Source organism: Paenibacillus sp. E194 (genome assembly GCF_000935845.1).
Taxonomy (GTDB): Bacteria; Bacillota; Bacilli; order Paenibacillales; family Paenibacillaceae; genus Paenibacillus_B; species Paenibacillus_B alvei_B.
In genome coordinates, this window is record NZ_JMDX01000053.1 from 11,628 (window position 1) to 30,457 (window position 18,830).

Here is an 18,830-nt window from a genome sequence, read left to right on the forward strand (position 1 = left end):
TGTCTTCAATCTAACTGAATTCAATGGAAATAGCCTTAGAAATATGGTCTCGACTGTTAGATGAAAATAATGTTGTAGACTGGGAGAGCCAATGAAAAAGACAATTGCCGAGCGATAACTCGTACATCACATATGTATTCCCGGAGCAAGCAGATCATTCCCATTGCGAGGTCTTTTCTGCATAGATACTGCTGGTAGCCTGAATGAGAGAATAGTAGATCGATCACTTTCGTGATCCTTTTTTAAAATGGGGCAGCTTCATTGAAGAAGTGCATGACTAACATAAATATCGTACTGGGTTGATAGACGTGGTACTTGATGAATTTTGCGTACCTATAGGCACAGTTGTATACAAGCTGTTCATTAACATGTTACTATAGACATTTAATCTGTAACATTTGGATAATGGCAAACCCTAGCGAAAGCAGGGGACGCAAAGCCACGGGTCTAATGTATTTCACAATGCGATGACAGCCGGGTTGCCCTAATTGCGACATTACGTGCGTCTTTTTTTAGTGCGCTGCCATTAGGGTGGCGCTTTTTTTGTGCTATTGTAAAACGTCCCCGCTGTTCATCTCATTTGATCGCAGAATGTAAAAGAATAGGAGATGAAATGATGCGGCCATGTTGTACAGCAACCAACAACGCAATGTACCAAGAACAGCATAAACACATTAAAGCAGGAAGAATGCGGCGTATGACGATTACAGCTAGCGCTGCGCTGTTAGCCGGGATACTTATCTATCAGCCGACCCTTTATGCAGCGGATAAGCTGGTCGGTAGTAAGATTACTGTCACGAAAACGAACAATGCTCCGCAGGCAGGGGCAGACCAACTGCAAGGCATCACCATAGGAATGAGCGAGGATCAACTATTCCAAAAAATCGGACTGCCGGTTCGCAAGGATCTAAGTGAATATGGCTTCGAGTGGTATATTTACAATCAGGATTATAAACATTACTTACAAGTTGGTGTTCAGGATCACAAGGTCGTTGCACTCTATACGAATGCGAATGATTCTTATGGCAGCATTGGATTCGGTTCAACCAAGCAGGAGGTAGAGGTAGCCTTCGGATCTTCCCTCAGTCAAATTAGGAAAGGCAATACGATTTACAATATGGACAACAGCGGACAATATAGCCTGCACAAGGTCGGCGGTATGTATGCAACCGTGTTCTATGATCTCCATCAAGGGAATACGGTGACGGCTGTCCAATTTATTGCCCAGGATGTGGAACTGGCGTTCAAGGGGTACTTTGGCACGCCTAGCAAGCGATTGCAGACAAGCTTTGAGCAACAAATCCTCGATTTGGCTAATGCTGTGCGTGTCCGCGAGGGCATGAAGCCATTGAAGTGGAATGAAAAGGCTGCGGGAACTGCTCGCAAGCATAGCGACGATATGGGGCTGAGAAGCTTCTTCGATCATAACAATCCGGACGGCAAATCACCGTTCGATCGGCTGAAGGCGGACGGAATCGTATACCAAAAGGCAGGGGAAAACATTGCTGCTGGACAGTCGAGTGCCATCTTCGTTCACGGGAACTGGATGAACTCGAAAGGACATCGTTCGAATATTTTGGGAGACTTTTCTCATCTAGGGGTGGGTGTGTACTTCGGGGGGAATTCAAATGTATATTACACACAGAACTTCGTCACGCAGAATTCCGTCGACGATAAAAAGCCCGATCCCGATGTTGTATCTCCTAGCCTCAGCAAATCTAAGGTTCTGACAGGAGATCCATTCGATGTAAAGGTCGAATATTCTGTGTCGGAAGCAGTATATTCAGCTTCATTCAGTCTTACTTATGACAGCCGCTTGACTCTCTTAGATATAAAGCCAAGCGTTACGATGGCTACCTATCAAAAGTTGAACTATCCGGATGTCCCACTTATCACGACAAAGAACATAACCGATTTACCTAATGGCCAGAAGCAATTGGATTACTCCGTAAATCTCAACGGAGGCGCTTATGAAGGAGACGGCGACATAGCAACCATCGCTTTCTTGAGCGACCAAGAAGGGAAATATACCTTCAATCTTGTAAATGCGAATCTGTTCAACGCAAACAATGAACGGATCCGAATCGGTTACATTCACTCGTCTACCGTTGATGTCATCAAGCCGTCTGTTCCGAATCCGAAGCCAGAGTTGCCTATTTCGTCTTCCTCATCTGAAGGCTCTAGAGGTTCTAGTAGTTCTACACCTTCGACTTCTGTGGGAACAATTCCAGCCGGTAAGACGATGAAGGCAGGATTACTGGCAGAGACGATGAAGGAGCATGCAGTGAATGCGGAGTTCAAGATAGATGCGAATACCGTGTAAAAACAGCTGCAGGACAAAAATGCCAAGCAGGTTCAACCCGATATTAGCGATGTAAGCATGAAGGATTACAATGAAGTCTCCTTCACGCTGGACAAATCGGCCGCCAAACTGCTGCAGGAATCAGGCAAGGATTTGCTTCTGTCTACAGCCGAATTCGATATTACCATTCCGAATAAGTCTATTGTGGAACTCATCGGAACGAGCGGACTCGAGCTTGTGGTGTCTCTTGCAGAGCATAAGGACAAAGGTTTTAGCAAGCATCATAGCGAGACGACCTTTACGTCTCCGATGATCACGATCCGTGGGCCGCAAGAAGCAAAGAATATCCTGTTGGAAATCTCCTTGAAGCTGATGGAAGCTACAAAAGATATTCGTAAGGCAGGCGTGTACGCAGAAGCTCAAGGCGTAACAACCAATGCTTGGAGCTATAAACTGGCCGGAATGAAGGCAGCTGATAAGAAGCATATTTCCTTCCAGATCACGCAGTTCGGCACCTACACGATTGCAGAGCATGCAAGATCCTTCGATGATCTTACTGCACATTGGGCAAAGGATGAAATTGAAGTCATTGCAGCTCACGGACTGATGCGCGGCAAAGACAGCATACACACATTCAAGCCGAACGAAGTTATTACCCAAGCGGAGTTCGCCACCTTGCTTGATCGCTTGACGAATAACGAAAAGACTTGGGAACAGCGGATTGCAGAGCCTGGGGCACGTAAACCGATTACTCGCGAAGAAATGGTCGTGATGCTTACGCGGGCATTGAAAATTGATCTGTCCCATTCAAGCGCTTCGCTTGGATTTAAGGATGAAGCATACATCTCACAGGATGCAAAGACAGCCGTTGTGTACGCAGTGAGCAAAGGACTTATCAAAGGAACCACCGATAACAAACTTGATCCGGCGGGAACGCTCACTCGAGCGCAGGCGGCACTCGTCTTGTACCGCGTGATACACGAGCAATAAGATATTCATCATGACACAAAAAGCAGAGATCCTAGATTGTCACATAGGATCTCTGCTTCTTTTTTCCTTTTACGGGGTGTACCGCGTGATAACAGCAATGCCGTCGGAACTATATTTTCTCAGTCTATAACTTTATTTTCTTTCTTCATCGATAATCGAAATCATATCTTATTGAGCGTTGTCGATAACATCCTTCGGCACTTTAATTTCAGCCACTTCGTTATGCTTCGTAATTGTGCTTGTCACCTTCATGCTGATCGAAATCTTCTGTCCATTCTCTTCCCCTTCGAGCACAAGTGTAAAGTCGCTCTTTGTCGGGAAGTAGGTTTCCATATTCACGCCATATGTCATGGTAAGCGTCTTAACATTCATCTTGCCAAGCGCTTCCGCAGCTTCTTCACCAGATGACTCGGACAACAGCGTCTTCGCCAACTCCTTGCCTTTATCGCCTGATACATCCGTAGTCATGATGTATTCGTTGCCTTCCTCGGTAATCTTCGAATCTTTCTCTAGCGGCTTGAATTTGTCGAGATTTTGCGTCAAGCTCATTTGGCTTTTAATATTCGTTTCCCACTGGCCCTTCAACTCATCCGGAACTTTCGCCCATTCGCCATTGACCTGAGAGTATGCTCCTTCTTTGGTGAAGTATTGTTTAATCGTTTGGTTCGTTTGGTCTGACACAATAGACGTATCTTGATAGAAACCAAGCGGTTCCTTTGTGAAGTCAGTTTTGATTCTAATATCCGATTTTTCTTCTTTGCTGCTGTCGCCTTGAATCCCATTCACTTGCTCAACATGGACATCCATTGAATAGCTCTTCAACGTTTTATCCGCATCCGTAGCCTTTTGAATCAATTCTCCTGCCGTAGGTGTTGAGTTACCGCATGCTGTAATGCCTAGTACTACCATGATCGCTACGAGTGCTGCTGTCCACTTTTTCAAAACCGTCTGCCTCCCAAAGTTAGTATGCTCCCTCATATTAACCAATATAGATTGACAGACAAAGTGAGCGTAGCCCTATTCCGATAGAGCAACTAGTAGAATAGGACTACTTACGCAATAAAAAACCGCCGAATCCATAGATTCGACGGTCTAGGCTATACACTGTGATTACTTAGCACTGTCCAATACTTCTTGTGGCACCTTAATTTCGCCAATCTCGTTATGCTTGGAGAATGTGCTTGTCATGACCATATCGAGAGCAACGTTCTGCCCTTGCTCTTCTACTTCCATAGACATATCAACATCGGATATCGTCGGCAGGTACGACTCCTTGTTGACACCAAACTTCATTTTGATGCTTTTAATCTTCATTTGTTCAATCATTGCTTCCATTTGTGGATTACTGTTAGAACCAGATTGGGTCATCAACGACTTCGCCAGTTCCTTCATCCCGTCACCGGACAATTCCGCCGTCAAGATATAGTTAGTTCCCTCTTCGGATACCTTCGTATCTTTCGCAATCGATTTGAAGCGTTCCAGGGACTGCTCTGGGCTTGCCCCTTTCTCCGCACCTTCAAGAATTTGTGCCTTCATGTCATCCGGCATCTTCGTCCATTGCCCGTTCACTTGCGAATAAATGCCGTCCTTCGTAATATACTGAACGATTTTTTGCTCACCTTGACCCGCTACGTTCATTGTCATTTCTTGATGCAGTTTGAAAGGCTCCTTTGTCATGTCGCTTTTCAGTTTTATTTCCGTATTTTGCTCTTGCTTCTGTTCACCTTGGCTAACCGTAAGACCTTGCTTCACTTGGCTTTCCATAGAGAAGTCCTTGAGCGATTTGCTTGCATCAATTGATTTTTGAATAAGTTCATCGACAGATGGAACCGGAGCATCTTTTTTCTCTGTCTCGGTTGTCGTCTGTGCTGTAGAAGAGCTGTTTGCTCCAGCAGCGTCTTTTTATCTCCGCAAGCCGTCATGCTTACTACTAATATTGCCCCCAACAATAGTGCAACCCATTTTTCAAAACTTTTTCCCCCTAAATGTTAGTATACTTACTCATATTAACCAATCCACACGTCTCTGTAACAGGGATTTTAGAACTAAAACATGTGTCAAATTGATGAATGAACTAGCTATTTAGTCCCACTCCCTGTATGATTTATCATTTTTAGTTCTACCGTCTATAATCATACATATATAGATACATTCTCGGAGGAATCATACATTGAAAAATTTACTCGTTACCGGCTACCGAGCTCACGAACTCGGCATTTATAACAATAAACATCAGGGAGTTCCCTATATACGCAAAGCGATAGAATCTCGCCTTATTCCGCTTATTGAAGAAGGATTAGAATGGGTCATCACACCTGGCCAGTATGGAGTCGATTTATGGGCTTGCGAAGCTGCTATCTCGCTGAAACAACATTATCCGCAGTTGAAATGTTCCATTATTACGGCGTACGCCAATCCTGAAGCACAGTGGAGCGAGGAGAAGCAAACCTATTTCGAAGAAATTATGCGCGGAATCGATTACTATGGCACGGTGAGTAATGCCCCCTACAGTGGCAAATGGCAGTTCATCGCAAGGGACGAGCTGCTGTTCCGCAAGACAGATGGCATTCTGCTCGTCTATGATGAGGATTCGGGAGAGGCAAGTCCGAAGTATACCAAGGAACGCGCCTTGAAGAAGCAAGAAGAAGAAGGCTACGTCTATATCAATATCGGATCAGAAGAAATTCAAGCGATTGCAGATGAGGAGCAAAGCAGCATGTTCTTCGAATGAGGAGTAAGTTTCGTTTTGCAGTTTTTGAAATTTTGCTGCCTGTTAGTGTAACAATCGTTCCTCGAAATAACAACAGCAACAGGATACAAGAATCCTGTTGCTGTTAGCAGTTTTGTTCTGTTTTGTCACTCCGCCACATTATTTCCCGGAAAATGTTGCACACCGTCCATTCCCCTAGACGCACTGAATTAAATCTGGATTCAAGCTTTTTCTAGCAACCGATCTATTGCAGGCTTTGTAAAGCAGGCCAATTGCTCGGGCAGCTCGTCCAGAGAAAACCAACGCATATCTCCAATTGCTCCATCTGCCTCATTATTGCGTGCTTCTCCTCCCTGTACTGTCGTATCGTAGATGAGGGACACCCAGTGTTCATCATTTTCGGGACGGATCGTTTCCGCTGTACATAGCAATTGGGTCACCGTTATATCAAGGTTAACTTCCTCTTTAACCTCACGGATAACGCATTCCTCTAACGATTCGTACATATCCAGCTTGCCGCCAGGAATGCTCCATGTTCCTTTTTCCGGGTTCCGGTTGCGCTTGACCAACAGAATTTTGTCATTGTGATTGCGAATTACCGCTCCTACACCTAATTTCGGAATTGCTGTTGTATGATTTGTAACTGTCATTACCAATCACTCCTTAATCGAATTTTCACCATCATTAGACTATTTAGGTTATGCAATGGTTTCACAAAAAGAGGAGTCGCGCATTGAGCGCACTCCTCCATTTCTATCGATATTTAGCCTTACTTGAACCAGCCCTTCTCCTTAAACCGCGTAATCGCCTCGATGCGATTACCCACATTAAGCTTGTCGAGAATAACTGAAATATAGTTGCGCACGGTTCCTGTCGTGATATACAGCTCAGAGGCAATTTCCTTCGTATTCTTGCCGTCTGCAATCAGACAAAGCACTTCCTTCTCCCGCTCTGTCAGCGGATTCTCCTCCGAGTATGCTTCATCTACCAGTTCAGAAGCATAGATCCGTCTGCCTGCCATAATGCTGCGGATTGAATCTGCCAGTTCCTCGCTCGGGCTGTCTTTGAGCAGATATCCATTCGCGCCTGCCTTCACGGCTCTCTCGAAATATCCCGGACGGGCAAAGGTCGTTAGGATTACAACCTTGCAGCCTGCGCCCTTCAGTTCCTCAGCGGCATCCAGCCCGCTCTTCCCTGGCATCTCAATATCCATCAGGCATATATCTGGATTGTGCTCATGAACGAGCTTCACGGCCTCATCCCCATTGCTTGCCCGCCCGACAACACTCATATCTTCTTCCAAATCCAGCAGAGACGCTAGCGCTCCAAGCAGCATCCGCTGATCTTCCGCAATGACAATACGTATCACGTCCCCACCTCCTTAATAGGCTGCTTCGTCACGATCGGCACTTGCATGATGATGGCCGTACCTTGATCACATACAATGTCCATACTTGCGTTAATGAACTCAAGCCGTTCCTTCATTCCAAGCAAGCCATTGCCTGTCGACTGAAGGCTGGTGTCCATTCCAACACCGTTATCCTGCACCTTAACCTTAAGTTCTGCTTGCGAAGATTCAAATTGAATTGAACAGGACGTCGCATTGCTATGCTTCACAATGTTCGTAACCGCTTCTTTTAGACACATACTGAGTACATTTTCATAAAGAAGCGAGATATTCGCAGGCTTACCGCCTTCTAGGCTAAACTCAATTTGAGCCGCCTTCAAAATTTGCTTGATGCGAAACAGCTCATCCTCCAGCCGCGTTCCCCTCATTTGTGTCACCAGTTCCCGTACTTCCTTCAAGGCCGTTCTCGCTGTCTGCCGCACATCATTGATTTCTGCTTGGGCACGTCCGGGATTCTTATGAATAAGCTTGCCTGCAAGATCACTCTTCAGGCCGATGAGTGACAACTTCTGACCAAGCGTATCATGCAAATCACGTGCAATGCGGTGTCGCTCCTGAAGCTTCACCAGATCCGCAATCCGCTTGTTGGCATCCTCCAGCTCTCCTTGCAGCTTATCTCGCTTGTTGCGATTATAAGTCGTTACTGGGAGCAGGATAACTCCGATCATGCTGACAAGAACGAATGGCAGCTGCGTGATGAGCACCGGATTCTTCGTTACAAATCCATAGTTGATCGTCACAATCGTACTGATCAAGTGGATGGTATATAACGTAATAAAGCCGATTTTGTGCTGAATATTACCGATAAAGAACGCTAGAAACAGTGCGAAATATACGTATCCGAACAGTACGGTCATCGTAATGGAGATAATCACTTGGAAGGAGGTCCAAAAGTAGACCCACCATCCTTTTGATACAAACGACAACACATAGCAGCCGAAAAACGCCAGTATCATGACTACGCCAATACCAACTTCGTATGGCGAAGAGGCCCGAAATATAAAGTAAAAAGGAAGGATATAAAAGACAACCCACACGTACGGGCTCAATCCCGTACTCCTGTGAAATATGTGATACCACTTCTGCATGGTTGTCTTCCTCCTTCCTCTTGCCATATTTAATTGTATCTTACCATAATGATGCCAAGCCGTGCTCATTATTCCCCTTGAATCCCCGCTCTTGGCGGCTTGATAGAGCTTCTAATGCGACCTGACTTCTGCAGCAGCATCTGCTTGTGTTCCTTGAAGCTAACGAATACCTTTCTCTCTTCATCCCATAGTCGGAATCGGAGCGATTTCAGGCTCGTACGCAAGGTGATCGTCGTTGCCTTCTGCAGCGGAATGGACGCATCATGCGCCTTCTCCAAATTGTAGTTCGGCACCTTCGGACTAAGATGATGCACATGATGGAAGCCAATGTTGCCGGTAATCCACTGCAGCAACTTCGGCAGCTTGTAATAGGAGCTTCCTTCTACCGCCGCCTTCACGTAGCTCCATTCATCCTCATGCTCGAAGTACGTCTCCTCGAATTGATGCTGCACATAGAACAGCCAGATGCCGAGCATGCCCGACAAGATGAAGATTGGCCCTTGGATCATCAGAAATGCCTGCCAACCAATGGCCCAACACAGCAATGCATATAACACTACAATTCCAATATTCGTAATGTGCGTATTCACTCGTTCCTTACGCTTCGCACCTTTAACATTGAAGCGATACGTAATCAGGAAGATGGCAATCGGCCCGATACAGAGCATGACCACTGGATTGCGGTATACACGATAAGCTAGACGCGTCCACCAGGAAGCCTCCTCGTATTCCTCAACCGTCAGCACCCACATGTCGCCAATTCCCCGCTTGTCTAGGTTGCTGCTTGTGGCATGATGGATAGAGTGACTGTTCTTCCATTGCTGGTACGGTACAAGGGTGATCACCCCTGTAATCGTTCCCAGAATATCGTTTGCCTTCCGGCTCTTAAAAAAGGATTGGTGGCAGCAGTCATGAAATATAATAAATGTCCGAATGACGAAGCCGGACGCCATGACCATGAACACGAGTGATAGCCAATATGAGACCGTAAGACTCGCATAAGCGGCATACCACAGAACCAAGAGCGGTAAAATCGTATTGCATATTTGTCGAATGCTCGATCGCATATCGATCTGTTCATAAGGCGCTACTTCCTTCTTCAAGTTAGTAAGCTTCGAATCGGCCATCGTGTCAGTTCCCCCTAAATTGTTAACGAACATAGGTGATATCGCATGAACCCATACTTAATTATTTTAAGTATAGAGAATCCGTGTCATTCGCAGTAGTCATAAACGTCAGATAAGGGACATGATAAATGTCATATATGTCACGTTAAAACTTGCAAACATAGGCGCGCCGATCCGCAAACAAATAAGCAGCCTGCTGAAATAGGTCAGCAGGCTGCTTGTTACTTCTTATTTATGAAGCGCGAATCGGATTGCGCGTCCGATCAAGCCGGGAAGCACCGATAAATGCCCTTCGCCGGGGAAGACGTGAAAATCCACGAACAAGCCGTTCTCCTCCAGCGTCTTCAAGCGCTGGTACATCTCCTCCGCATTATGTAGCATCCGATTCGGATGTGAGGCTTCCTCTTCCCCAATGGTCATGAGCAGCCGCACAGGGGTTGGATCAGACTCTACAGTACGGTTCGCCGTAAATGCCCTCTCCGCCTCCAGCACGCAGCGATTGCTCCACCAGATAGAGGGGCTGCCAGCAATATAAGTCTGGAACAGATCAGGCTTCGTGAACATCGTATTCAGTGTGAATAAGCCACCGAGTGAATGACCGAACAAAGCCTGCTTCGAACGATCAATCGGATACGCCTCTTCGATTGCAGGCTTCAGCTCTTCCTCGATGAAGCGAAGGAAGTTGTCGCCGCCTCCAGTTGGCGGCCACTCCTCCCCGCCTGGTCTTGGCGGCAAGGATGCGCGATCCGTTGGAGGTGTCAGTTCATAGAAGCGATCTGCAGGAAAGTTTCCTTCCGTCAAATATCCAATCCCTACAACAACCAGAGGGCCGAAGCCTCGAATGCCTCGCCCCTTCAACACGCGAGCCGACTCCGCGCAAAGAGGAAATAACGCGTTGCCGTCGAGCACATACAGAACCGGGTATCCCTCCGAAGGAGCTTCGCCCTCGGGAACACTAACACTAATTCGATAATCTCGGTTCGTATGCGTGGATACCATATTGTAAACCGTAGTACGCGGCAGCGTAATCGGTTGTTCTGCTACTTTCATGCTGGTTCCCCCCTATTGTACGGAATGAATTCCGATGACTCTGCCGAGGCCAATATTATACTTTTCTAGCATTGAACTATTTCGGAGCTCGATAGAGCAAGTAGATAAAATACGGAACGCCAAGCAGCGCCACAACGACGCCAGCTGGCAATGATATCGGCGCAAAAATCGTTCTGCCGATATAATCGGAGACAACAACGATAACCATCCCGATTATTCCGCACACGGGCAGCATGCGATGATGACTCACACCGACCAGCTTCCGCGCAATATGCGGTGCGATCAAGCCGACGAAGCCAATGCTGCCGGATACGGATACACAAGCACTGACAAGTCCAATGCTGGCTATCAGCAGTAAATTTGTCTCCCGATTGACTGCCACGCCAAGACTCATCGCACTGTCTCGCTCGAATTGCAGCAAGTCCAGCTTCCGTGACTTGAACCAAATGAATGGGACGCAAATGATAAGCCATGGCAATGCGGCCACAACGTAATGCCAGTTCGCATTCCATACGCTGCCTGACATCCACACCGTTGCCATCTCAAAGTCCTGCGGATTCATCTTCAATGAAATATACATAGACAATGCCCCGAGACCAGAAGCTACCGCAATACCAACCAAGATCAAGCGCTGTGGATCAAGCCTGCCTCGATGCCATGAGAACGCAAAAATAAAGATAGCTGCCAGCAAGCCACCGACAAGTCCAAACAAAGGCATAGCCATTACTGCAAACCAATCTGTGCCGACGATCTTCCCTTGGAAGAAAAACATAAACAGTACGACTGCAGCTCCGGCACCAGAGTTAATACCCAAAATCCCTGGGTCGGCAAGGCCATTCCGCGTAATGCCTTGAATAACAGCACCTGCTATGCCCAGACCCAATCCTACCATCGCAGACAGTACAATGCGCGGCAGTCTGAACTCGAAGATAACAAGCTCATGATCCGGCTGCGGATCAATGCCCAGGATGGTATTGAAGACATCCTTCACCGTCATATCGAAGACGCCATTTGTCACGCTTATATATACCGCCGTACAGAACAATGCGAGCCCAACGCCAAATACAATCCACCAACGAAGCAATGAATCTCTATGCACGTCCTCCCCCTCCTTTTTTGCGAATGAGATAGAGGAAGAATGGAACCCCAATTAAGGCTGTTACTACACCGACTGGAGTTTCGAATGGGTGGTTGATGAATCTGCTGAGTACATCGGCAAGGCCAAGGAACAATGCCCCCAGCAAGCCTGCACAAGGAACTGTCCACCGGTAATCGAGTCCAACCAGCATGCGTGCAATATGAGGAACAATTAAACCAACGAAGCCAATCTTGCCTGCCAGCGCTACCGAAATACCGGTCAAAATGACGACCGAAGCGGTTGCAAGCAGCTTCACAAAAAACGTCTTCTGCCCCAAGCCAGCCGCAACATCTTCACCGAGCGAGAGTGTCGTAATTGATCTGGTGACAGACATCGCCAGAATAAATCCAACGATAGCAAATGGAATAACGAGCTTAATTAACTGGGGATCCAATTGATGAAGCCTAGCATTATACCAGAAGCTGATATTCTGCGAAATTTGAAAATAAACGGCGATCGCAGATGAAATGCTGCTGAGTAAGGTTCCGATAACCGTTCCGACAATCGCCATCTTCACTGGCGACAACCCTCCCGGAATCGTGGAGGCCAATCCCCACACGACAACGACGCCAAACAATGAACCTAATAACGAAAAGAAAATCATTTCGATGGATGACGCAGAAGGAACCAAAATCGTGCACAGCGTAATGACGAAGGCCGAACCATCAGACACCCCCATAATAGAAGGGGATGCAAGATAGTTTCTTGTCATCCCCTGCATCATGGCTCCTGATACGGCTAGGAACGCCCCGATCAAGAGCGCTCCAATTGCCCTCGGCATGCGCGAGTGCATAATAATTTGGTGATCTACATTGTCCGGATTAAAGTGGAATACAGCATTCCATACGGTATTCGCATCAATGTTCTTGGCTCCATAGAGCACGGATAATACGATGACCGCCACCATGGCAATTGGTGACAAGATCATGATTGCAATCGCCAATGCCTTCTTATTATGCATATCGTACCAACCTGTTGTTTATTATTTGAACATCTGAATTATTGGGACAGCTTATCTACAGCTGCTTCAAGGAACAAGAATTTGCTGAGCGCTGTGCCGCCTTGTGCGAGCGGGTCTACAACATTGACGAACACCTTGCCGTTCTTCACCGCATTAACGCTCTTCCAGATCGGATTGTTCTCCAAATCCTCCAGTGCTTTCGGTGTATTCTTGTTCTCATCTGGAGAGAACTGAACGAACAGATAGTCAGGGTTGATTTCCGAGAATTTCTCCAGCGAGATCAATTCTTGCGCCTTCGCTGCTTTCACTTCTGCGGGAGCCGTCAGACCCAAATCGTTATAGAGGGAAGCATTAAAGAAGACTCCCTCAGGGTAGATCGCCAGATCGCCCTTACGAACACGAACCGCCAATACCTTCTTGTCCTTCAGCTTATCGCCGAACTTCGCTTTCGTCGCATCCAAGTCGGCTTTATACTTGTTCAAAGCCTCTTCCGCTTCTTTCTCCTTGCCTGTCAGTTCTGCCAAGAGCTTCAGATTGGCTTCCCAGTTCGTAGACACGTGAGATACCGGAATGGTGGTCGTAATTTTTTGAAGTTCTCGATAGCCTCTGGCTTGAACTTTGTAGAAGCGAGGATGACGTCTGGCTTCAGCTTCAAGATGCCTTCGTAATCCGGCTCCATCTTCTCTCCGACCGATACGGCTTCCGTTGTCGCTTTCTTGAACAAGTCAGGGAACTGCCCGCTTACACTAATTGCACCAACTGGCTTCGCGTCAAGTACAACCGCATCTTCCATGGATTCCATAGAACCAGAGATTACAATGCGTAGTTCTTTTTTAGCAGGGATCGTATACGTTTGATCCAAATACGTAATTGTTTTTGTTTCGCCGGATGGTGCCGACTCTTTATCTTTATTGTCTGTGTTTGACGCTGCAGGTGCAGTCGTTTCCGTGCTGGAACCATTCTTCGCATCAGCGCCTTCTTTCGCGTCACCAGCACCGCATGCTGTCAAAGCCAGTGAAAGTGAAAGCAATAATAACCCCTTAGCCATCCATTTATTCATTTATTTCTGAACTCCCTTCGAACGTTTCAATTGATAATGATTATCACTATTAAATCATAGAACGTTTATCCCTAATCTCCAATGGATAAATTCCTGAATTGTTATGGACAATTTCCGGATAGCAATTGGAGCATCGTATCCATCATTCGTTCCATCGCAATCGGAGAATACTCGACCCAAGGATCCGTATGTATCAGATGAACACGTTGACGACGCACAGCACTAAGCTGCTGCCATCGCCAGCTTTCCTGCAGCTGTTCCCAAGCGGCTAACGTCTCACTCTCTTGGCAGACGTTGACGAGCAGGCGATCTGGATCGATTAGGGCAAGCTGCTCCAATGACAGCTCCATGTTATAGACTTGCTCTGGCCATTGGAATGCCTGTTGGAGCTGCAGATTATCGAATACAACCTCTGCAATTCCACGATTGCAATATGCATAGATCTGCTTTCTCAAAATTCTAACGAAGAGGAAGGTTTCATCCTTCACGCCAGATGGAAGTTGTTCTCTCACCCAATCCACTCTACGATCATACTGAGCAAGCCAATTCGCAGCCTCCGTCTCTTCCCCAAGCAGCTTCGCTGTATGCACTAGCTGCTCTCGCCAATTCCTCGTACTTGGAACTTGACAGACATTGCTGCCTACCTGACCAAGCTGCTCTTGCTCCTCCTCGGCAAGCCCATCTATGCTGACGATTACATCCGGCGCCGCCTCGTGCAGCTTCATGATGTTCGCTTCCCAGTGCTCATTGACACGGTACGCACTGAGATGAACAGGAATATCATAGCGATATTGATCGTAATAGTATTTCGTCCATTTTGGGTGCAGGGGCGCAGCATATGGAATAATATTGAGCGCCAGCAGATAGCCTGCTACTCCAGTTCCGTATGCGGCAATTTTCTTCCTGCGGCTCTTCATATAAACCGAAGGGGAAACACCAACCACCTGCTTGAATTTCCGGCTGAAATAAAACTCGTCCTGATATCCAACCTGATGCGCGATATCTCGCAGCTTCACATCAGATCGATTCAGAAATTGCTTCGCCTTATTCATTCGCAGCTCTGTCAAATAATCGTTTGAGCTGAGGCCAAATGTTTTTTTGAATAAATCAACGAAATACTTCGGACTCACTCCTGCAATGGCTCCCAATTGCTCGATCGACAAGCTGTCACTGTAGTGCAATTCCATGTATGTCTTCGCTCTCTCAATTGATGAACTTCCATGATCAGTTAGAGACGGCTTCTTATTCAGCAGCGTATAGATAAGCTCCTGGAAGGCATATTGAGCACGGAATCGTTCCTGAGCACTCTCGCTGCCATGCATGCGAACGACTGCATCGCACAGCAGTGTCAGCTCTCCTGCAGAAGTCACCGCAATTGTCTCCTGATGTTCGAATTCCCGTTCGTCATGCAAGGGATGAAGCAATGCTCCCTCCTCTGCTTCTCTATACATATCGAAATAAAAAGATAGGCCTCTATGCCATCTTCTGCTTCTGATTTCATGCCAAATGTATGCGCAGGGGCGAACCAATACGCACACTCACGAGACAAGGAGTATTCCTTCTTGTCCAGTTGTACCGTTCCATGCCCTTGGGTTGTAATGATCAACAGATGTGTACTTGTCCACTGCTGGGCGGATTGATATCCCTGCACATCCTTGCGGTATTCTGCTGTACGCAGTTTATAGATCGCTTTATTCCAGGAAATGCGACTGCTGGAATGATTCCGTTTATTCATCGTTTCCATACTGCCTCCTACTTTATATAGAAGAAATCGGTGAGCATAATGAATCTATCTTAATGAATCTATCCTCCTTCTCATCATAATTGATAATGATTATCATCGTCAATATAGCTATGAATGAAACCAATACAAAGAGCCCAACAGTTCCTACTGCTGAGCTTGTCTAACCTGATGACATTGTTCTTGCTAGTTCATTGGGAGATGGCTATTACTCATCGCCAATTCTTCCTCTGACTTGTTCAAGAAAATGAGCATCTTCAATCCATCCTGTACACCCTTTGCATAGATCCATCCCATTTGCATAGAAGCCATCTCGTTCTGCACTTGTATCCATTCCTTGTGCAAGCTGCGCCCACTTCGACCTAACTTTCGCTGAATCGAATGCTCCAATTCATCTAATTTATTCTGCAGTATTGTTATTTCCGGAAGTATCTCGACTTGTGTCCTAAGGAATTCCAATCGTTGCTGCAAGGTATCTTTTACCCAATCAGACATTTTTTCTTCCTCCACATCGATTACTAAACTGATTACGGAAATGCAATTATCCATGATTCATATCATTTTCCATATAATAGTTCCATTATAGTATAACATTTATCTTTTTGTTATGTTATAGTGATATCTCATTTTCCTCTACGATTCAATAACCTCTAAACTGAGGTGAACATCATGTCAGATTTGCTTAAGTTTGTTGGCGAACAGCTAAGAATGATTCGACTCGCAAAAGGATTAAGCCAGGAGCAAGTTGCAGAAAGAACGGGAAAAGAGGGCATGAGCAAGTCGCGGATATCCGATATTGAATCCGGTAAAGTCAATGTAACCTTGAAGACATTGGAATCCCTTATGCATGCGCTGGATATTATGCCTAGTGAACTGTTTGACTTTCAGAAGCTCGGCATCGAGGATGGCATTCAGGACAAGCAGATGCTTCTTGATCTACATAGAATCACGCTCATGGAAAGATCGATTGATGAGGTCAAGTATGTGGTTCGAACCACAAAGGATTTCCTTAACACGATGGATGCTAAAAGTTCCAAAGGAAATAAGCGTTCCTAAACGCAGCACCGGAGAATCACGACCTAATCGTCGCAAATACGAAAAACCCGCCCTCCTTATCCATGCGGGTTCTTCGTATTGTAAAATGGCGATCGTCTCGTTTACAACTCCGTTATTGTCAGTCTTCGATAGTAGGTTCTAGCCGCACCGAGCGTGCTTACTCCATACATGCCGTAGCTCCACGCATCATCCTCGTGCTGCAGCAATTGCTCGCCATTGATGCTTAGTGTAAGGATACTGCCTTCTGCGGTTACCTTGATGTCGTACTCTTGATTGAACTTCCATGGGTACGTGCAGCCGGCAAGTTTCTTATAGCCGAAGTCATTTGCGTATAAGGACACTTGATCCTTGCCGTCCAGTCCCGCATGGTAGCCGCGCATAGCGCCTTGAGCCCGTATCGCAACGAGATGTGAATCGCCGCTTTGCGGATTGAGCGTAACTTCAACCGAGTAATCTGTCGCAAAATAATTGCCTGCATATGACTCGCTAGGCTCGGCTGTCATCACGTACATGCTGCCATCTACCAAGCTCCATGCCCCTTGATTGTGAGCGAATGGGGTCACACAGCCGAAGCTCATCGCCTGCTTGTGGAAGTCAATTGTGTAGGCCGCATTACCGTATATCCGGAATTCGTCAATGAAGATGCGTCCAAGGCTTTTCGGCTTGCGCGTAGAGTCTGACTCCAGAACGATGCCAACCTCATCAATCAATTCTCCCTCTGTGTCGGGAATGACAAATTCCACATCGATCCACTGCTCGTTGACAAGCTTGCGGTATCCTTGTACCAAATCCCGCTTGCTCTTCGCCAAGCGCACATATGGGGCAATCGTCATCGGCGCATTGCCGCCCCACTGATCGAGGTAAATTTTCATCGATACCGTCTGACCTGAATAAGCCTTCGGCGAGAAGGTAGGCGAATAACGCTCATCGTTGAAGTCGTCCCGAGTGTAAAATGACTTATAGAACACCTTCGAGCTCTCACCGCGAGTCATGCGATCAAATAGCACCTCAAGCGATCCCGTTCCTTGGTACGCCTGTTCTGTCGAATGCTTTACGCGGCAGAAGAATGGATCGGATACGCGCATATTATGTGTCGAGCCTGGCAGCTCGAAGTCAAAATGAATTTCGTTCTCCTTGCAGCTGTCCAGCAGCTCAGGCGGGCATGGCACATTGGCCAAGCGATAGCCCAGAATCGCCAGTTCCTTCGCATAAGTAGGAATATCAAGAATATTCAAATAACCGGAGATGCCCGACATGACGATACCGTCATTGATCGGTGCGCGATAATGTTCCCCGATTCCGCTTAAGCCGCAAGCTACCCCAAGCACCGTTCCGACATTGCCAGCATTGCAATCCGTATCCCAGCCGCACATCGTCGCGATTTCGACAGTACGGTTAAAGTCGCCCTGTCCGTAAATCATGGACAGCACACATACGCCTGCATTCGGGATGATATGGCATACACCCGTATATTTATCGTAGCCCCAATCCCGCTCCAGCATCGCGCGGCATGCTCTGAAATCGTCCGGATGCTGTTCATGGAAGGCGAGGACAGCGCGCGCAACCTGCGCGTAGAGGGAATCGCTTGGAATTTCCGCTAGACCTGCTTCAATAATGTCTTCGATGTTCGCTGTCTCGAATGACTTCGAGATCGCCGCACAGAAAAATCTCGCGCCAAGCACACCCTCACCATCATGTGATACTCTTGCCGCTGCTTCGCCGAAGTCAGCCGCCTTCTTTGGATTGCAGGGATTCACAAGTCCCCATGTATCAATAAAAATCTGACCGCCAATCTGTTCGGCAATAATTTGTCCATTCTGCTCAATCGAACCAGATTGCGGAGCGGAGATTCCCTTTTTCAAATTGATATACGCGGTATGCTCAGTGCTTACGCCATATCCGCCCCACCAGAACATGCCGATGCCTTCGCGAGAATAGTTGAGCCAAGCACGGGCCACATCATTTGGCGTAATGTCGCGATCCACTGCATCATCATAGAGCGCACGGAGGAAATAATAAGGGCCGTTGGCGTCGTCATCTGCCGCAAAAATTATTAAAAATCCTTAACATATCCCGTAATCTCGCCATACGTATTCTGAATTCGCTCATAGGTCCAAATTGTTGGCTCTACCGGTGCTCCAAGACGAATTCCGATATTCATTCCCAAATAGCCCGCATAAATCTTCTCTACATAATTGT

Annotated in this window: 17 protein-coding genes, 1 pseudogene and 1 riboswitch; of the genes and pseudogenes, 4 read left to right on the forward strand and 14 right to left on the reverse strand. The window is 46.8% G+C overall.

Annotated features, from left to right (window positions below):
- The first annotated feature begins 397 nt into the window (after positions 1-397).
- A riboswitch (cyclic di-GMP riboswitch) is annotated at positions 398-487 on the forward strand.
- A gap of 210 nt (positions 488-697) precedes the next feature.
- On the forward strand, positions 698-2,323 hold the full coding sequence (locus AZ66_RS30510; protein WP_231586807.1) for a CAP-associated domain-containing protein: 1,626 nt from the start codon (positions 698-700) through the stop codon (positions 2,321-2,323).
- 57 nt (positions 2,324-2,380) lie between these two features.
- Entirely contained in the window at positions 2,381-3,292 is a 912-nt protein-coding gene (locus AZ66_RS09855) for an S-layer homology domain-containing protein (protein ID WP_044354693.1), read from the forward strand.
- Positions 3,293-3,460: 168 nt separating this feature from the next.
- Here AZ66_RS09855 and AZ66_RS09860 read toward each other — a convergent pair whose 3' ends face one another.
- The gene (locus tag AZ66_RS09860; RefSeq protein ID WP_044354694.1) at positions 3,461-4,234 is read right to left on the reverse strand and encodes a DUF6612 family protein; all 774 of its coding nucleotides are present in this window, start codon (positions 4,232-4,234) and stop codon (positions 3,461-3,463) included.
- 168 nt (positions 4,235-4,402) lie between these two features.
- Positions 4,403-5,056 (reverse strand): DUF6612 family protein, encoded by a 654-nt coding sequence (locus AZ66_RS09865; protein ID WP_231586808.1) that lies wholly within the window; start codon positions 5,054-5,056, stop codon positions 4,403-4,405.
- A 406-nt stretch (positions 5,057-5,462) separates the two neighbouring features.
- Here AZ66_RS09865 and AZ66_RS09870 point away from each other — a divergent pair, with 406 nt between their 5' ends.
- Positions 5,463-6,023 carry a DUF1273 domain-containing protein gene (locus tag AZ66_RS09870; protein WP_044354696.1) on the forward strand — a complete coding sequence of 187 codons (561 nt, stop codon included), beginning with the start codon at positions 5,463-5,465 and terminating at the stop codon, positions 6,021-6,023.
- 200 nt (positions 6,024-6,223) lie between these two features.
- Here AZ66_RS09870 and AZ66_RS09875 read toward each other — a convergent pair whose 3' ends face one another.
- The 11 genes and pseudogenes from AZ66_RS09875 to AZ66_RS09920 all read right to left on the reverse strand — a co-directional run bounded on the left by AZ66_RS09875 (position 6,224) and on the right by AZ66_RS09920 (position 16,070).
- Complete coding sequence (locus tag AZ66_RS09875) at positions 6,224-6,652, reverse strand: NUDIX domain-containing protein (RefSeq protein ID WP_021261012.1); 429 nt, start codon at positions 6,650-6,652, stop codon at positions 6,224-6,226.
- Positions 6,653-6,771: 119 nt separating this feature from the next.
- Positions 6,772-7,371: a response regulator transcription factor gene (locus AZ66_RS09880; protein ID WP_021261013.1), complete on the reverse strand. Its 600-nt coding sequence runs from the start codon at positions 7,369-7,371 to the stop codon at positions 6,772-6,774.
- Entirely contained in the window at positions 7,368-8,498 is a 1,131-nt protein-coding gene (locus tag AZ66_RS09885; protein WP_044354697.1) for a sensor histidine kinase, read from the reverse strand. Before AZ66_RS09885 ends, AZ66_RS09880 begins: the two co-directional genes overlap by 4 nt.
- 68 nt (positions 8,499-8,566) lie before the next feature.
- Positions 8,567-9,625 carry a fatty acid desaturase gene (locus AZ66_RS09890; RefSeq protein WP_044354698.1) on the reverse strand — a complete coding sequence of 353 codons (1,059 nt, stop codon included), beginning with the start codon at positions 9,623-9,625 and terminating at the stop codon, positions 8,567-8,569.
- A gap of 228 nt (positions 9,626-9,853) precedes the next feature.
- Positions 9,854-10,675 carry an alpha/beta hydrolase gene (locus AZ66_RS09895; RefSeq protein ID WP_044354700.1) on the reverse strand — a complete coding sequence of 274 codons (822 nt, stop codon included), beginning with the start codon at positions 10,673-10,675 and terminating at the stop codon, positions 9,854-9,856.
- A gap of 76 nt (positions 10,676-10,751) precedes the next feature.
- Complete coding sequence (locus tag AZ66_RS09900; protein WP_044354701.1) at positions 10,752-11,774, reverse strand: FecCD family ABC transporter permease; 1,023 nt, start codon at positions 11,772-11,774, stop codon at positions 10,752-10,754.
- A complete protein-coding gene (locus AZ66_RS09905) occupies positions 11,767-12,774 on the reverse strand; it encodes a FecCD family ABC transporter permease (RefSeq protein WP_021261018.1) in 1,008 nt (335 codons plus the stop codon). The genes AZ66_RS09900 and AZ66_RS09905 overlap by 8 nt, the downstream gene beginning before the upstream one ends.
- A 38-nt stretch (positions 12,775-12,812) precedes the next feature.
- A pseudogene (locus tag AZ66_RS09910) lies at positions 12,813-13,834 on the reverse strand (ABC transporter substrate-binding protein).
- 101 nt (positions 13,835-13,935) lie between these two features.
- Positions 13,936-15,204, reverse strand: a complete 1,269-nt coding sequence (locus tag AZ66_RS09915) for an ABC transporter substrate-binding protein (RefSeq protein ID WP_231586809.1) — start codon at positions 15,202-15,204, stop codon at positions 13,936-13,938.
- On the reverse strand, positions 15,201-15,569 hold the full coding sequence (locus tag AZ66_RS32530) for an AraC family ligand binding domain-containing protein (RefSeq protein WP_231586810.1): 369 nt from the start codon (positions 15,567-15,569) through the stop codon (positions 15,201-15,203). The genes AZ66_RS09915 and AZ66_RS32530 overlap by 4 nt, the downstream gene beginning before the upstream one ends.
- A gap of 192 nt (positions 15,570-15,761) precedes the next feature.
- Entirely contained in the window at positions 15,762-16,070 is a 309-nt protein-coding gene (locus AZ66_RS09920; RefSeq protein ID WP_021261021.1) for a hypothetical protein, read from the reverse strand.
- Between the two features lie 174 nt (positions 16,071-16,244).
- On the opposite strand from AZ66_RS09920, the gene AZ66_RS09925 reads away from it, so the two are divergent.
- Positions 16,245-16,631, forward strand: a complete 387-nt coding sequence (locus AZ66_RS09925) for a helix-turn-helix domain-containing protein (RefSeq protein ID WP_044354702.1) — start codon at positions 16,245-16,247, stop codon at positions 16,629-16,631.
- A 101-nt stretch (positions 16,632-16,732) separates the two neighbouring features.
- On the opposite strand, the gene AZ66_RS09930 is transcribed toward AZ66_RS09925, so the two are convergent.
- On the reverse strand, positions 16,733-18,616 hold the full coding sequence (locus AZ66_RS09930; RefSeq protein ID WP_231586811.1) for an ADP-ribosylglycohydrolase family protein: 1,884 nt from the start codon (positions 18,614-18,616) through the stop codon (positions 16,733-16,735).
- Positions 18,617-18,830 lie beyond the last annotated feature (214 nt).

What these genes read in the sequence shown, in the direction of transcription:
- AZ66_RS30510 (WP_231586807.1), top strand. Translation starts at nt 698, where the DNA reads ATGACGATTACAGCTAGCGCTGCGCTGTTAGCCGGGATACTTATCTAT.
- AZ66_RS09855 (WP_044354693.1), top strand. Translation starts at nt 2,381, where the DNA reads ATGAAGGATTACAATGAAGTCTCCTTCACGCTGGACAAATCGGCCGCC.
- AZ66_RS09865 (WP_231586808.1), bottom strand. Translation starts at nt 5,056, where the DNA reads ATGGAAAGCCAAGTGAAGCAAGGTCTTACGGTTAGCCAAGGTGAACAG.
- AZ66_RS09875 (WP_021261012.1), bottom strand. Translation starts at nt 6,652, where the DNA reads ATGACAGTTACAAATCATACAACAGCAATTCCGAAATTAGGTGTAGGA.
- AZ66_RS09885 (WP_044354697.1), bottom strand. Translation starts at nt 8,498, where the DNA reads ATGCAGAAGTGGTATCACATATTTCACAGGAGTACGGGATTGAGCCCG.
- AZ66_RS09890 (WP_044354698.1), bottom strand. Translation starts at nt 9,625, where the DNA reads ATGGCCGATTCGAAGCTTACTAACTTGAAGAAGGAAGTAGCGCCTTAT.
- AZ66_RS09895 (WP_044354700.1), bottom strand. Translation starts at nt 10,675, where the DNA reads ATGAAAGTAGCAGAACAACCGATTACGCTGCCGCGTACTACGGTTTAC.
- AZ66_RS09905 (WP_021261018.1), bottom strand. Translation starts at nt 12,774, where the DNA reads ATGCATAATAAGAAGGCATTGGCGATTGCAATCATGATCTTGTCACCA.
- AZ66_RS32530 (WP_231586810.1), bottom strand. Translation starts at nt 15,569, where the DNA reads ATGAATAAACGGAATCATTCCAGCAGTCGCATTTCCTGGAATAAAGCG.
- AZ66_RS09920 (WP_021261021.1), bottom strand. Translation starts at nt 16,070, where the DNA reads ATGTCTGATTGGGTAAAAGATACCTTGCAGCAACGATTGGAATTCCTT.
- AZ66_RS09925 (WP_044354702.1), top strand. Translation starts at nt 16,245, where the DNA reads ATGTCAGATTTGCTTAAGTTTGTTGGCGAACAGCTAAGAATGATTCGA.